The organism is Nostoc sp. FACHB-152 (assembly GCF_014697475.1).
GTDB lineage: Bacteria > Cyanobacteriota > Cyanobacteriia > Cyanobacteriales > Nostocaceae > Nostoc_B.
Genome location: NZ_JACJRV010000047.1, coordinates 19,241 through 34,929, shown reverse-complemented (window position 1 = coordinate 34,929; position 15,689 = coordinate 19,241). Strand labels below are relative to the sequence as shown.

Below are 15,689 nucleotides of genomic sequence, written 5' to 3'. Positions count from 1 at the left end.
TCTGTATACGAATATAGAAACATTGCAATACAACGTCTCGACAGATTCCAACAACTTCATCAATAAGTAAATTTATTAATTATTTTTCTACATAATCCTTCAGCACTTTTAAAGCATCAGGAGGAATTTCTGTAACTAGGCGAAACGGAAATGCTTTTGTTGAAGCAGCCTGAGCATAATTAGGAGTCAAAAAGATAGCATATTGTTTAGCCTCTGGGGTTAACTGTGCAGCCATTGCCAAAACTATAGTCTTTACTAACTTGCGAACATCTGCGGCTTGATCTCCAACAACTTCGCCACCGCTAAAAGGAGTATTTGGTACTCCTACTTGATCTAAAGTAGTGCTGGGGTCTTTGACGCTGAGATGAGTACCTCCCAGTACACCAACTAACCATTTAGGTGTAGGCAGCTTTTGAAATCCCATAACTTGTTCACTCAAAGCTGGAGTTGTTTTATCTGCGGAATTTGCCAATATCAAAGTTGGAACTTGCACCTTAGTTAAACCAGTTTCACCAAAAATCAAAGAAGTTGTGGGACTAAGTGCGATCGCCTGTTTAATGCGATTATCTCGTAATAAATAACTATTTTTTGGCAATTCTTGAGCAACGCACTGAGCAGTTTCGCCTAAACTGAAAATAGCTAAATTTTGCTGACAGCGTTGTTTAAGTTTATCAAGTTGGAACTCAGCACCAGCAAGAGCTAAAGCTGTTCCGCCACCAAAAGAATAACCAACAATCATTGCATTATCAGTTGCTAATTTTCCTGCTAAAGGATTATTAGCAGTTTGGTTAATCTTGGCTAATTCATCTAAAACAAAACTAATATCTTGAGGACGTTCTAAAAACTCTTGCGGTTTGAGGAGTCTGTTTTTACCTTTAAAGCCAAAATCAGTATTTGTCTGATTACTACCAGGATGTTCGACAGCAGCCACCACATAACCGTAGGAAGCTAAATGTTGTGCAAGATAGCGTAAATCAGTGCGAACAGAACCTAACCCGTGAGAAAAAATAATTACAGGTTTTGCAGTAGTTGCAGAAGATGACCAGTAAACATCAACAGGAATTTTACGGTTACGCTGTTGGTCATGCCAATTGTATTGCAGGACTTGTACTGCATCTGTACCAGGTTGGCTGGGGTCAAAAGGTAAAGAAACCTGTAGCTTTTGTTGATTGAATAGGGGAGCGATCGCTAACATAAATTGTTGAGTTTGCCAAAATCCCGTATTCAGACTCTTAGAAATTTTAAAAGCTTGGGGTAGATCAATTTCCAGGCGTTGACTAGGATAATTAGCAATAAAACTAAGTAGTGAAAAACCCTGCGGTGCAGTCGAACCTAACACTAATCCGGCTCTAATAGCTTGTACACCAGCTTTATCTTTACGAACCACAGCTTTAGAGAAATCATTGAGAATTGTTGTCCCAATCTGAGTATTCAGCAACCTATTAACAGTCACAACATCCATCGGAATTGGGTTCCTCAGCGTATCTACTAAGAAGCGACGCTGTTGTGTAGACAAACTTTTTCCATAAATTTTAAAATCTTTAGGTAAGTCCCCCATTTCTGCTGCTTTTTGTAACTCAGCCAAAGATACAGATTCCGCTAACAAGCCATAACGCAAAACAACTGTTTCAGCAGCCTTTGCAGATGTAGTTACACCCAAAAATTTTGCGAAAGCAATAGCACAAAAGCACCCAGCCAATAAATTTAGACTTCGCCAATTCATTCTCATAAAAATTTTAGTCAATGCATCCTGACGGGACACTATAACGGATATTTTCAGATTTGACGAATACTGAGAAGGTCAAAAGGGCAATTCCAAGCTTCAAATAATAGTCAAGAGCAGAATTTCACCTAAAAATTATGTTAAGAAGCACAAAGTTTTTTAATTACTCACAAGTTCCTCAAAATTTTTTTCTAATTATTAGAATAGCGCAAGCTCACTCATTGATTGTTTACTGTTTTTGTAAGCCTTAGTTCAACCCTATTTTGCCACTCTCGACAAAAAATAATTGAAGCAAAATCTTAAAGCTTTAAATTCAGGAAGGTTTGTGGTTTTATTTTCTCAGAGAAGTTAAAAAAATAGACAAAAAGTAAGAATTAAAGCCCCGTAAACTTCGGTCTATTGAATTGTCTACAACTGGCAAAAGCGGACTAATTCAGAAGTGATTTATGACTACTATAAGAGCGTGGAGAATCATGCAAAAAAGAATTCTACTTCATAGCACAATTTCCTTTGTAGCAACAGTAGTAACTTGCATTCTGGCAAGTCAAGCTGCTAATTCACAAATCAGAAGCGGGATTTTTATAATTAACGAACTATCCAACAAATGTATTGATGTAGCAGCAGATCCAGGCACAGTTAATGGTACGCCATTGCAACTGTGGGATTGCGAACTCTCTGGATTTAGCCCCAATACCGGTAGTCCCACAGATCAAAAGTGGGAATTCATTAGTGGGGGATTTATTAGAAATGTATTATCCAACAAATGCATTGATGTAGCAGCAGATCCAGGCACAGTCAATGGTACGCCATTGCAACTGTGGGATTGCGAACTCTCTGGATTTAGCCCCAATACCGGTAGTCCCACAGATCAAAAGTGGGAATACATTGGCGCGGGATTTATCAAGAATCAATTATCCAACAAATGCATTGATGTAACTGGAAATCCAGCCACCGCTAATGGTACTCCATTGCAACTGTGGGATTGCGAACTCTCTGGATTTAACCCCAATGGTGGTAGAAGTTCAGATCAAAGATGGCGGTTGATACCAAAGTTTTAAGGAACTTGTAGATATGTTATTAGTCTCTAAACGAACCCGTAACGCTTTTAAGCTACAAGCAAGCTGAACGCTAAGATGAACACAACGTTAGTAGACCGAAAACTTTTTTATAAGTTTTACCAGTGCTTTTTTTTCCTTGAAAACGCAGTCTGCCTAAATTCAAATAGACCTTTCAGGAAAGTTTTCTGTCTACTAACTTTATCTTTACTGTACAACCTTAGATATAGTAACCAGATGCACGATAAAGATACCTGATCAAAATCCGAAATGCACAATTGTCTAACTATACGTCGCCAAATAATCTATATTTTGATTGTGCTGTTTTCGATGTTAATCATTACACTTTGGTGGCCTGTTAATGGCTCTCAATGTAACTGGAAAGCTTTTTTGGCATCAACAACCCAAAAATTTTCAGTACAGGCTTCTCAAATTGTGGTGCAGCCCTGGTTTGGCGAACATCATGTATATGGCATTTTTATGGTTCCCGACGAATATCAGCAAACACCATTTTTCGTGTTAACAGTTCCCGGTGGTGATAGCTACTGTTCCAAACCATTTGGTTACAGCCAAAACTATAATGATGTTTTTGCCGAGCCAGGAACTCATTTGATTAGGTATTACCTGAGAACTCGCATCGCTTTGCGGTTAATGCTTCAAGGCTTGTACTTTCAACTCAACGATAAACAGAACTGGACTTTGACTTACCCACAAGCCAAACCTATCAAGTAATATCTGGATAATTTATAGCAGTCCGTGTAGGAGTTTCAAACAAATCTATTGCCTCTTCCCTATTGCCTGGCTCTACTTAATATCAAACAGACGGTTGAGTTGCTAGACTATCAAGCTTCTGTAACAAAACAGTAGTAGTATTGAGAACAATCTGCGCTGCGCCTGCAAAAAAAGTGCGATCAACAGTCTCAAGCTGATCACTAGATTCATGATAGTGGGGAGTACGAAGATTAGCTGTATCTGTAACCAAAACTGCGCCTACTCCCTGATACCAAAACGGTGCATGGTCGCTGCGGAGAGTATCAGGTGTGAGTAACCCTTTTAATGGAATTGGTACTGTCAACACTGAAGGCAAATTAGCTGAGTTCTCACCTTGAAAAGCATTCAGCAAAGGCAAATGTTCCATATCACCAACCACCGCCAAAAAGTCGCCTTTGTCGCTGGTTTGAGTTACAGGTAAACCCGGCGGATATTGCTGACAACCTGAAGTATAGCAAGCATAACCCACCATATCTATCACAATTACACCACTTAAATTTTCTAGCCGTTTTGTTTTAGAGACAAAAGCTGTACTACCCAACAGTCCGGCTTCTTCCTTGTCAAAAAAAGCTAACTGCAAAGTCCGTGGTGTGGACTGAGAGCCAAGTAATCTGGCAACTTCTAATACCACAGCTACCCCCGTAGCATTGTCATCAGCACCAGGAGATTCTGGCACTGTATCGTAGTGTGCGGCAACAAGAATCGCTCCGGCTGCTTTATCAGTACCTAAACGTTTGGCAAAAATATTTACACCGTTAGCAAATTTTTCTAACTGCGGTTTCCAGCCTAATTTTTTTAATTGGGTTGTGATATATGTACGAGTAAGCGATCGCTGTAATGTTGTATAACGTGGAAAATTTAACTTTTGAATATGGGCAAGCAAATTATCAGCCGAAATTTGTTGTCTAATTTCCTGTATTAGCGGTTTTGACTGTGGTTGAACTTGTTCTATTGGTCTTCTCTCATCAATTGTTGTTGAGGGACGTTGTGAGAAAAAACTGTTAAATGCATTACTTCGACTACCGATAATTACCACCGCCACCAGTGCCAACAGCACCAGCCAAATCCGTTTTTTCATTTGCCTTGAACTCTGCCTTTCAGACCTAGGGTAGCGCAAACGCAAAGTTTGACAGCTTGTCTTTTGACAGAGGTACGAATTTGGCATATTGTTCCATATTGGGAAAGTTATAAGTATTCAATACTTAACCTGCCTCCCTTACACCTATGCTTAACTCCTATCTCCTAGGAATATGTTAGATTTGTGGCTAATTGCAATCCTAGGGTTTCTAGGAAGTTTTGGGCATTGCTTTGGGATGTGCGGCCCGTTAACAGTGGCTTTTTCCTTATCTGGAAAGCAGACAACGCCACAAGCAAATTCTTCAGAAAAGTCTGCTAGTTGGCAACAGCAATTAAAATTTCACTTTTTATTGAACCTTGGACGAATGTTAAGCTATGCCCTAGTTGGTGCTGCGATCGCTACATTAGGTTCAATATTACAGGGAGGTGGAGAACTAGCGGGTATTGGCAGTGACTTTCGCCGCTTCATGGCTATTATTACTGGTGTAATGCTGATTTGGTTTGGTTTAGGACAAATCAAACCCAACTGGTTGCCACAGATTCCGCTATTACACCCTCTACTAAAAAGCAGCTTACACGATCGCCTGAGTCGAGGAATGCTTTATCTTTCCTTTCAAGACAAATGGTGGACACCAATAATTTTAGGGATGACTTGGGGTTTAATGCCCTGTGGCTTTCTATATGCAGCCCAAATCAAAGCCGCAGAAACTAGCAACCTCTGGATGGGTGCAACTACTATGCTGGCTTTTGGTTTAGGAACCTTACCCACAATGCTTGGAGTTGGCGTTTCCACCTCGTTGGTAAGCAAAGACAGGCGCAGTCAATTATTTCGTTTAGGCGGTTGGGTAACACTTGCCATTGGCGCAATTACCTTGTTGCGGACTGGCGACACAATGGTAGACTACACCGGACACGCCGCCTTATTTTGTCTAATGTTAGCTCTGATTGCTCGTCCTATTAGTAACTGGTGGGCAGCACCAATGCGTTATCGTCGGGCTATCGGGGTGGGAGCTTTTGTCTTATCTGTGGTTCACACCGTCCACATGATTGAACATTCCCTACAATGGAATTTTGCCGCTTTTTGGTTTTTTCCCGCAGAATTTCGTTGGGCTATGGCTGCGGGTGCTGTAGCATTGCTATTAATGACCCCAGCTGCTTTAACTAGTTGGGACTCATTGCAGAAATCTTGGGGTAAGCATTGGCGGCAGATACATCTATTAAGTTTGCCTGCTCTAATCTTGAGTGTCTTTCATACGATGTTAATTGGTTCCCATTATCTAGGTTCTCAAACAACTTGGGGGAATAACTTAGCAACAGTGGTGTTAGGAATTGCCACCCTTGGTGTTTTACTATTGCGTTGGGCAAAGCGTTAAGTTAAAGACACAAGCAGGGTCAGGATGAAGTTTTACCAAATAAACAAAAAAGCCAAAAAATATATATTCTTGCTATTTTGTATCGCTACAGTAATTACTACTATTCAGCCTGTATTGGCGCATAAAGTGCAAGTAGCCGCAGATGTAGGCGCGACGCTGCATCTTGAACCTAATGATAATCCTCGTGCTGGTGAACCTACACAAGCTTGGTTTGCTCTGACTCGCAAAGGTGGGCAAGTTATTCCTCTAGCGCAATGTAACTGCAAGTTAGCAGTTTATGCCCAACCCTATACCCCTGGAGAACCTGCATTATTAGAACCATCCTTAGAACCAGTCACAGCAGAACGCTTCCAAGGTATTCCCGGAACTGAAATTACCTTTCCTAAGCCAGGGCTTTATGAACTACAGCTAAATGGTAAGCCTGCACAAGGAGCTAAATTTAAACCTTTTGAACTCAAGTTTGAAGTTACTGTGGCTGCTGGTACAGCTAATCCACAAAATACACAAAATGTCAATAGTAATGTAGCTCAGGAAAATAATAATACTTTACCATTGTGGGCGATCGCTATTCCCATCTTGGTACTGATAGCGATCGCTTTTACATTTTTTAAAAAGACAAGAAGTTAGTTTTAACTGCGATCGCTTTTACCTTAAGACTTAATGTTGTGACTTTAAGGCTTAATATCGTAATCTAAAGGCTTGATGTTCTAGCGTTAAGACTTAATATCGTAACCTTAAGAGTCAACGTTATAACATTTAGAACTTACGGACTCATATTGATTGTTGAGAGTGGGTGTAAGGGTTTGTCGGTCAGGGTTTTAGTCACTCACACCCTACACACCTATACCCCTACACCCTGGTCTAAACCCTGATTTTTATTTATGTCGTTGTTGATGCCACTGCCAAGCATGGCTCACAATATCTTGAATAGATGGGTATTGTGGTTGCCAACCGAGAATATTTCTGGCTTTTTCAGCGCTACCAATTAAAACAGGGGGATCTCCAGGACGGCGGGAGCATTCTTTCACGGGAATAGACAATCCTGTAACTGTCTGGGCTGCTGCAATTACTTCGCGCACAGAGAAACCATTCCCATTACCTAAATTGAAAACCTCGCTATCGCCACCTTTTAATAAATATTCCAATCCCAAAACATGAGCATCGGCTAAATCATTAACATGAATATAGTCACGAATACAAGTACCATCAGGGGTTGAATAATCATTACCAAAAATAGAGATAAATTCGCGTTTGCCTAAGGCTGTCAACAATACTAAGGGAATTAAATGAGTTTCTGGGTTATGATCTTCACCTAGCAAACCATCAGGATTAGCACCAGCCGCATTAAAGTAACGGAAACGCACTGATTTGAAGTTGTACGCTACATCAAAATCAGCAAGAATCCGCTCTACCATCAGCTTAGTAGCACCATAAGGATTAATAGGGTTTTGGGGATGGTTTTCAGGAATTGGTAGGACTTCTGGGACTCCGTAGGTAGCGCAGGTAGAAGAAAAGACAAACTTATTAATTGACGCAGCCAGCATTGCTTCTAACAAGGTCAGCGTCCCCACAACATTGTTGCGGTAATATTTTGCTGGATCAGTTACTGACTCCCCTACGTAAGCGTAGGCAGAAAAATGCATTACAGCCTCAAACTTACGGGTTTTAAATAAGTCATCCAGTAGCGGGCGATCGTTTGTATCACCCACTACAAGTTCTACTTGTAAAACTTTTTCTACCAACTCCCGATGACCGTAAACCAGGTTATCAAGTATCACTACGTCATAGCCGGCTTGCTTGAGAGCTAGTACCGTATGAGAACCAATATATCCTGCTCCCCCTGTGACTAAAATGCTAGGCTTTTCAGACGACATAATTATTTTTTCTCACTGAGTTGACAATTACTCAACTAATCTAGTCTACTGATGCTACATAACCAAGCCCCAAAGGAGCGGGTGTATAGGAAAGAACTAAGTTGGAACTTAAGAAACAAAGGAGTTGTAGCCAAACTTGCTTCACACCTACCCTCACACCCCTATTTTTTGACTCACTGGGAAAATTATAAATAATGAACGCAGTGTGAAAAAATTGCTCTAAAATCACTACGACGGTAGTCTTTAGGTGTAAAGCAGGTAATATTTGCTCTCAAGTAAAAGTGCGATTACAATTTGACGGTCAAATATACATCTTGCTCCAAACCCAAGGCTGACCTTTATCAGGTTAGTCAGTAAGTTAGGGAATGACCCTGCATTGCAGAGGCTCCCAAAACTTGACTGGCTCACCGCCTCAGAAAATTCGAGAGTTAAACTATGTTCATATTGTTAAGCCGGGTACTGCTGTGGCTGCTGATTGGCACTATCGTTTATTCTTTGTTTCAGAGGTTCTATCCTCAAGGAACTTTTGCTGGGCGATTAGTCTTAGCAATTATTCTGGTTGTTTTAGCTTTATCGTTTGTTAACCCCAATGAACCAGCTGTCGCATCTTTGTGGAGGGTAATATCATTTCCCCTCAAACCTTTGGGAGCATCAATATTAATGATGATTTTTGCCGCCCAAAAAATTAAGGGCGGTGGAATAGATAAACCAGGAGGATATTTAATTGGTTGGGCGTTGACAATCCTGCTATTGTCTAGTACACCAGCGATCGCTTACTTCTTACTGAGAACACCGATCGCCACAACAACTAATCTCACTCTAGCAAATCCGACATTTGTCAGTCATTATCTGCCCAATGCGGCTGCACCCGAAATACTCATCGCATCAGCACCAACAACGACAACTAATGATTTAATGGGAGACACTATTCTCTCAGATAGCCAAATAGACAGTACAGCGATCGCATCCTTAAATCTCAACATCCCACCTTACCTCTTACAAAATCCTCAGCAAATTCGGGAACGCGGTTTGCGGCTAGAGGATTTTGTACCTAGTGCCGAAACACTACAACTCACAACTCAAGTTTGGGAAAGTTATCTCAACCAGGTTTACTTTTTCTTACGTGGTCGCCAGTCCTAAACTTAAAAAAGTAAAATTAACAAGGCCACAACACTATGCCCTGGTGGCTGGCCTTATTTAAAAACTCAGAAGTTTAAGCAGATTTCTTTGGGGCAACTTGCCGCTTTTTCAAGGGTATACCTTGAAGGTAAAGATAGTAGAATTAAATGCTGAACTTCAATTGAAGCAAAATCCAGAATGCAAAATTCACAAAACAATTAGGTGGTAATTTAAACTTCCACCTAATTGTTCAATAAACATTCCTAAACTTAAGGTCAAGGTAGGAGGTATAGCAGGGGATAGGTAACAGGTAACAGGTGATAGGTGACAGGTTATAGAGTTCAAAGTCTTTTATTGTCTAAGTTTGATCATTAATCCTAACGACCTTGGCTATTGCCATAAAAACATCACTTTTCCTGATTCACGCTCTCAAAAAGCCTGAATCCAGATAAAAATCCTGTTGATTCATCCCCTAGTCATATAACCTTAGTTTGATTTTTCTCGATAAAATATCAACCTACATTTTGTAGGTTTACGATGATTAAGTTGCAAAACTGCTGGAATGGCACAATCTCGACGACTTGCTAAACTTGGTGCTTACCTACGTCCCCACTGGGTAGAGGCAACATTAGGCATTTTTGCTTTGTTGTCTGTCAATGGTTTGGGCGTTTATATTCCTTGGTTAATTCGCGCCTGTGTTGATAAACTCTCTACTGAATTTAACTGGAGCCAACTAATACATTATGTAGTCATCATTATTTTGTTGAGTACAGCAATGTGGCTCATCCGTATGGCATCGCGGATCTGGTTATTTGGGGTAGGGCGACAGGTAGAATTTGACCTCAAACAAAGAATTTTTGAACATTTATTAAAGCTAGAGCCAGCTTATTTTGCCACTAACACTGCTGGGGATTTGATTAGTCGGGCTACTAGCGATGTCGAAAATATTCGGCGGTTGTTGGGTTTTGCCGTTTTAAGTTTGGCAAATACCTTCTTTGCCTACCTTTTAACACTGCCTGTGATGCTAACAATTAGTGTAGATCTGACACTATATTCATTAGCAGTGTATCCCTTCATGTTCTTGATGGTGCATTTGTTTAGTAATCGCCTCCGCAAACAACAAGCAACTGTGCAAGAGCAACTCTCTGATATGAGTGAACTGATTCAAGAGGATATTAGCGGTATTGCCCTGATTAAAATCTACGCCCAAGAAGAAAACGAGCGTCGTGCTTTTGCTAAGAAAAATCAGCAGCTATTAACAGCAAACCTGCAACTAGCAAAAAGCCGCAATATTTTGTTTCCTTTGATTGGTGGTTTAGCTAATATCAGTTCCTTAATTATCATCTGGTTAGGAACAGTCCGTATTTCTGGAGGAAGTCTAGCAGTTGGCGATTTTTTAGCACTACTTATTTATGTTGAACGTCTGGTATTTCCCACTGCTTTGTTAGGCTTCACAATTACTACTTATCAACGGGGTGAAGTCAGCATTGATCGTCTAGAATCAATCTTCAGCGTCAGACCTAAAATTGAAGATACAGCTGACACTGTAAATTTATCTCTAGCAGAAGTTAAAGGAGAAATTACCGCCAAAAACTTCAGCTTCACTTACCCTGATGCAACTACATCTGCTTTAGATAATCTCAACTTTACAATTACGCCAGGGGAAACCGTGGCTATTGTTGGCGCAATTGGTTCCGGGAAATCCACATTGGCAAATGCTTTACCCAGATTATTAGATATTGGCCCAGGACAATTATTTTTAGACGGGGTAGATATTACCAAAATAGCATTGGCAGATTTGCGGAGTGCGATCGCTTATGTCCCCCAAGACAGTTTTCTCTTCAGCACCACCATCAAAAATAATATTCGTTACGGTGATCCCGCTAGAGAGCAAGAATATGTAGAATCTGTAGCTAAAATGGCTCAGATTCATTCAGAAATTACGAATTTTCCCCAACAATACGAAACCATCGTTGGGGAACGTGGTATTACCCTTTCTGGTGGACAAAGGCAACGTACAGCTTTAGCTAGAGCCATGCTAGTTGATGCCCCAGTCTTAATTTTGGATGATGCTTTATCTAGCGTTGATAATCAAACAGCCACAAAAATTCTTAAAAATCTTTCTAGTGGTACTGTCCGTAAAACAGTAATTTTTATTACTCATCAGTTATCAGCAGCAGCCGCCGCAGATAGAATTTTAGTGATGGACAAAGGTAAAATTGTCCAGACTGGTAATCACGTAGAACTCCTTCAAGAAGAAGGTCTTTATAGAAATTTATGGAGTCAACATCAAGTTGAAGAGTTGCTACGTTAAAGTTTTATTACTGAAGACGATGTTTGTATGAAGCGAGTATAATTTTTCGTTTATTACTGACAAAAATATACTCGTTCCTCATGTTGCAATTGATTCAAGGATTTTTTACTGATGGCTCATTTATTCCACACGGCCATTGCTACCTTTGGAAACCAGGTTTAGTTTGGCTGCATATCTTATCAGATGCGCTAACTGCTCTCGCCTATTATTCTATCCCAATTGCCCTGCTTTACTTTGTCCGTAAACGTCAGGATTTACCTTTCAAATCATTACTGGTATTGTTTGGAATTTTTATTGTCTCCTGCGGTACAACCCATCTGTTGGACATCTGGACACTTTGGCATCCCGCCTACTGGCTGTCTGGTACTGTCAAAGCTTTTACGGCTTTTATATCGGTTTACACAGCCCTTGTCTTACTACCAATAATTCCTCAAGCTTTAGCTTTACCAAGTCCAGCACTATTAGAAGCCGCTAACAGCAAACTCAAACTTGCTTTAAAAGAACTTGCAACCACTCAAGCACAACTAATTCAGACTGAAAAAATCTCTTCTTTGGGGCAATTAGTTGCTTGTCTAGCTCACGAAATTAATAATCCGATTAATTTTATTTCTGGCAATACTAATGTCATCAAAAACTATGCTGGCGATTTGCTGGAATTAATTGCACTTTATCAGCAAAAATATCCTAATCCAGCATCAGAGATTCAAGCCGCTACTGAAAATATAGATTTCTATTTTATTCAGGAAGACTTACCAAAAATCTTATCTTCTATGAGAATAGGGGCAGATCGCATCAGCAAATTAGTTTTATCTTTACGAAATTTCTCCCGATTAGACGAATCTGAATTAAAGGTAGTTGATGTTCACGAAGGAATTGATAGCACGCTTATAATTTTGCAAAATCGTTTGCGAGGTACAGTTAACTATCCTGAAATCGAAGTTATCAAGGAATATGGAGATTTACCAAAGGTTGAGTGTTATCCCAGACAAATCAACCAAGTTTTTATCAATCTTCTCAATCAATCCATTGATGGTTTGAAAAAATCAATACATAGTTATCAGACATCAAACAACACTAATAAAGAACAAATAATAGCTAGAAATCCCCAAATTCATATTTCTACCAAAGTTGTCAATAACCATTCTGTGATGATTCGGATTGCTGATAACGGTTGTGGGATGACAGAAACAGAAAAACAAAGAATATTTGATCCATTCTTGGCTACTCAAGATATGACATCAGGGTCAAATATGGGAATGTGGATTAGCCATCACATCGTCGAGAATTACGGTGGTCAACTAAAGTGTAATTCGGCACCAATGCAGGGAACAGAGTTTTTACTGCAAATTCCGATATGCATAACTTCTGGTTAATATTTCCTGGGTTATAGATTACAGGCTGGCTTATTTTTATAAGTAAGTATAATGTTAGTTTTTTTTGGTAATTGGGCAGTATAAAGTACCAAAAAACTAATTGAGTAAATTGTTATGCTTAAGGATAAGTTATTTGATCGCCTTGTTGGTGCGATCGCTGCTTTAGTTTTGATTAGTCTGCTGAGTTTATGGAGTGGGCTACCTTCTCATCATGTGATATCTAACCCTGGGGACGGCTTTTTGTGGGGAATGGCAGAGCCTGTACTCAGCTTTGGTAATTTTGTTAGTATCATTGCTATTGGTTTACTTGCTGCGCGGATGGTTAGCAGTAGTTGGATAGCTATCTCATTTGTATTAGCAGCCATTTTAGGCACAGTAATTCACCTATCGCAAATAAGTGTACCTGGTATAGAGATTGCGATCGCCATTACCAACGTGGCTTTTGGTGTCATGCTGTTGATACCACAACCGAAATTTTTAATCCTACTTCTCTTCAGTGCGATCGCTGGGTTATTTCAAGGTTATTTTAGTAGTGAATCAATTGTTGGAGCAGACACAATAACTTCAGGATTCTATATTTTTGGTGCTATTTTGACACAGTATGCAGTAGTTATGAGTTCTAAAAAAATTGGCGATACACTTGAAGTCTCAAGTACTGTGCCAAGAATTATAAGTTTTGTAGGCTTTGCTATCTGCGCTGTTAGTATTGTGTTCTTGCAAGGCTCTTTTAATTAACTAAATTACATTTTGGTGTGATAGTGAACGGTTATAGGCTTGAGAAAGCCCCAACTTCGCTACAGATGACTTTGTAAAACTTACGTAAATTCTACAAAATATATCTTTGGGAAGTTGATTAAGTTTAGTTAATATGTACAAGAAATTCTGCAATATTTGGAATTAATCACTAATTAATTCCATAAGTTAGGCATCTCAAACACTTTGTTTGAGAAATTATTACTTGCTCAGGGTAATAAACTCTTAAATAAATAATGTATTAGAAATAACCTTAGCTAATATATATTGCAGAATGTACGTAGTAATTATTAACTATGTACATCAACATGAATAAAAAAGGAATGAGGCACTGAGGACTAATATTTTATGATGAGGTGGTAAAGACATGATTTCAGGTGGAGTCGAAGTTAAAGTTAATCGCTTAGAATCAATTGTTGAACAAATTGGGGAAGCAGTACTTACTACTACTGAGACAATTGAAAGCCTCGCGGAAAGAGTAGATTATCTAAGCGTGCAAGTTGAAGCTCAAGGAAAACAGTTGCAGCAGCAAGGCAACCAAATTTTTGCACTCTGTGGCACAGTACAGAGCTTGGCTGAATCTCAAAATCATACTTTGCAAAAACTGACTCAACTCACGCAAACTTTAGACAGGCTAACATCTTTGATTGAAGGGTCAGATACTAAAGTCACTAAAAAAAGATAAAACCCTCGCTATAAATAAATTGGCATAAGGGTATAAGGATTTCCAGTCTGATGAAAGATATCTTGATAGGTATTGGTGTAAGGGTGTATGGTGTGAGGAATGATACCTTAGCAAGATATTCTTAGTAGAAAAGACCCCGGATTTATCGGCGGAATCAATAGAGAATCCAAAATCTAAAATTTTCTGATTTAGTATTTAAACTCTTAACTGAGTAATAGCAATATTGCCAGAAAAACAGACATCCACATCACTGCCGGGAGTGCGATCGCGTTTACCGTATTCCCCAACATAATAAAAATCATCGCCATCCACACGATAATTAATCGGTAAAGCTTTATTGCAAGGTTGGCAAAATATCATCTTGGGTTCTGTTTCTCCTGGCTGTAGATGTGGTAAATTTACATTCCAAAAATAGCCTGGTTCTAGATGACGCTGAAGTAAATCATTTATTACCTCAGCAGTTAATTTTGCTGCCAATTCCCAATCAAAATTTTGCTTGGCTTTGCGATAGTGAGAAATCGCAATTCCGGGAATACCATTCATAGCAGCTTCCCGCACAGCAGCCACAGTTCCCGATATATAAGCATCTACCCCTAAATTGCCACCAGCATTAATTCCTGATAAGACAAATTTAATATCTTGGCTAATTTGTGATATTGCAATTCTCACACAATCGGCAGGTGTACCGGCGATCGCATATTCTGTCTCAGAACGCCTGTGGACAGTAATCGGGCGAGTTGTGGTAACTTGATGACCACAGCCAGATTGATGGTCTTTAGGCGCAGCAATAATAGTATTTTTACCTTTGACAGCTTGCATTAAAGCTTTAATTCCAGGAGCGTCAATGCCGTCATCGTTAGTTAATATGATAGTCATAAGTATTTGTAGTCCCTTGGAGATGCGATTACGATGGTGGGTTCGGATTTAGTGCAAGTAGGAGGTTTACAATATTAAAAAAAACTCGCTTGCAAAGTAACTCATACAGCCGTGAATCAAAACGGGGCAAAGCCACAAAGCAGTGGTACCACATACTACTCCCTGCTAGGACTGCATCCCTCAGCATCGGTGATTGATATTCGTCGTGCTTATAGGGAATTGAGCAAACGCTACCATCCTGACACTACAGAATTACCTGCTACTCTTGCTACTACTAAATTCCAGCAGATTAATGAAGCCTACGCAACCCTTAGCCATCCTGAACGGCGACTCAGCTATGACTTGAAAATCGGCTATTCCCGCTTTGGTGTGATTCAAGCACCTGCTGACTTGAATCGTCCAGTACGTTATTCTTACGATTACTCTAAATCCGCTTACTTAGATGCAAGCGATCGCCCGCTTTCTTCTGGCGAAATCTTTGCTTTATTTATCCTTGGGCTAACCTTTGTGGGATGTTTATTACTCGCAATCGCGATCGGATTTGCACGTGGTGAAGCTGCTTTCCAAACCCAAGCACCACAACCAGTCACCAAAGTCGAAAAGCCAATTTCTTATCTATCGCAATCACCTAGCTGTGAGGAAATTCAAAGTTTTAACTTTTCATCTGCAAATTTATCAGAGGATATCAACATATAA

General features: G+C 39.8%; 14 protein-coding genes. 10 read left to right on the top strand and 4 right to left on the bottom strand.

Annotated features, from left to right (window positions below; all coding sequences use genetic code 11):
- Window positions 1-79 precede the first annotated feature (79 nt).
- Entirely contained in the window at window positions 80-1,729 is a 1,650-nt protein-coding gene (locus tag H6G76_RS24015) for an alpha/beta hydrolase (protein WP_190706576.1), read from the bottom strand.
- 467 nt (window positions 1,730-2,196) lie between these two features.
- Here H6G76_RS24015 and H6G76_RS24010 point away from each other — a divergent pair, with 467 nt between their 5' ends.
- The gene (locus H6G76_RS24010) at window positions 2,197-2,781 is read left to right on the top strand and encodes an RICIN domain-containing protein (RefSeq protein ID WP_190706574.1); all 585 of its coding nucleotides are present in this window, start codon (window positions 2,197-2,199) and stop codon (window positions 2,779-2,781) included.
- Between the two features lie 285 nt (window positions 2,782-3,066).
- Window positions 3,067-3,510, top strand: coding sequence for a hypothetical protein (locus H6G76_RS24005; protein ID WP_190706632.1), 444 nt, complete (start codon window positions 3,067-3,069; stop codon window positions 3,508-3,510).
- An 82-nt stretch (window positions 3,511-3,592) separates the two neighbouring features.
- On the opposite strand, the gene H6G76_RS24000 is transcribed toward H6G76_RS24005, so the two are convergent.
- Complete coding sequence (locus tag H6G76_RS24000; protein ID WP_190706571.1) at window positions 3,593-4,627, bottom strand: M20/M25/M40 family metallo-hydrolase; 1,035 nt, start codon at window positions 4,625-4,627, stop codon at window positions 3,593-3,595.
- A gap of 172 nt (window positions 4,628-4,799) precedes the next feature.
- Between H6G76_RS24000 and H6G76_RS23995 the strand changes: the two genes are divergently transcribed.
- Window positions 4,800-5,999, top strand: a complete 1,200-nt coding sequence (locus H6G76_RS23995) for a sulfite exporter TauE/SafE family protein (protein WP_190706568.1) — start codon at window positions 4,800-4,802, stop codon at window positions 5,997-5,999.
- 24 nt (window positions 6,000-6,023) lie between these two features.
- Complete coding sequence (locus tag H6G76_RS23990) at window positions 6,024-6,626, top strand: hypothetical protein (protein ID WP_190706566.1); 603 nt, start codon at window positions 6,024-6,026, stop codon at window positions 6,624-6,626.
- A 248-nt stretch (window positions 6,627-6,874) separates the two neighbouring features.
- Here H6G76_RS23990 and galE read toward each other — a convergent pair whose 3' ends face one another.
- A complete protein-coding gene (galE, locus tag H6G76_RS23985; protein ID WP_190706563.1) occupies window positions 6,875-7,873 on the bottom strand; it encodes a UDP-glucose 4-epimerase GalE in 999 nt (332 codons plus the stop codon).
- A 435-nt stretch (window positions 7,874-8,308) separates the two neighbouring features.
- On the opposite strand from galE, the gene H6G76_RS23980 reads away from it, so the two are divergent.
- From H6G76_RS23980 to H6G76_RS23960, 5 genes are all read left to right on the top strand, one after another.
- Window positions 8,309-9,013, top strand: coding sequence for a hypothetical protein (locus tag H6G76_RS23980; RefSeq protein ID WP_190706560.1), 705 nt, complete (start codon window positions 8,309-8,311; stop codon window positions 9,011-9,013).
- A gap of 541 nt (window positions 9,014-9,554) precedes the next feature.
- Window positions 9,555-11,306: an ABC transporter ATP-binding protein gene (locus H6G76_RS23975; protein ID WP_190706557.1), complete on the top strand. Its 1,752-nt coding sequence runs from the start codon at window positions 9,555-9,557 to the stop codon at window positions 11,304-11,306.
- An 80-nt stretch (window positions 11,307-11,386) separates the two neighbouring features.
- The gene (locus tag H6G76_RS23970; RefSeq protein ID WP_190706555.1) at window positions 11,387-12,679 is read left to right on the top strand and encodes a sensor histidine kinase; all 1,293 of its coding nucleotides are present in this window, start codon (window positions 11,387-11,389) and stop codon (window positions 12,677-12,679) included.
- Between the two features lie 114 nt (window positions 12,680-12,793).
- Window positions 12,794-13,414 carry a HupE/UreJ family protein gene (locus H6G76_RS23965; protein WP_190706552.1) on the top strand — a complete coding sequence of 207 codons (621 nt, stop codon included), beginning with the start codon at window positions 12,794-12,796 and terminating at the stop codon, window positions 13,412-13,414.
- A 385-nt stretch (window positions 13,415-13,799) separates the two neighbouring features.
- On the top strand, window positions 13,800-14,117 hold the full coding sequence (locus tag H6G76_RS23960) for a hypothetical protein (protein ID WP_190706550.1): 318 nt from the start codon (window positions 13,800-13,802) through the stop codon (window positions 14,115-14,117).
- A 195-nt stretch (window positions 14,118-14,312) separates the two neighbouring features.
- On the opposite strand, the gene surE is transcribed toward H6G76_RS23960, so the two are convergent.
- A complete protein-coding gene (surE, locus tag H6G76_RS23955) occupies window positions 14,313-14,993 on the bottom strand; it encodes a 5'/3'-nucleotidase SurE (RefSeq protein WP_190706547.1) in 681 nt (226 codons plus the stop codon).
- Window positions 14,994-15,104: 111 nt separating this feature from the next.
- On the opposite strand from surE, the gene H6G76_RS23950 reads away from it, so the two are divergent.
- Entirely contained in the window at window positions 15,105-15,689 is a 585-nt protein-coding gene (locus tag H6G76_RS23950; protein ID WP_190706544.1) for a J domain-containing protein, read from the top strand.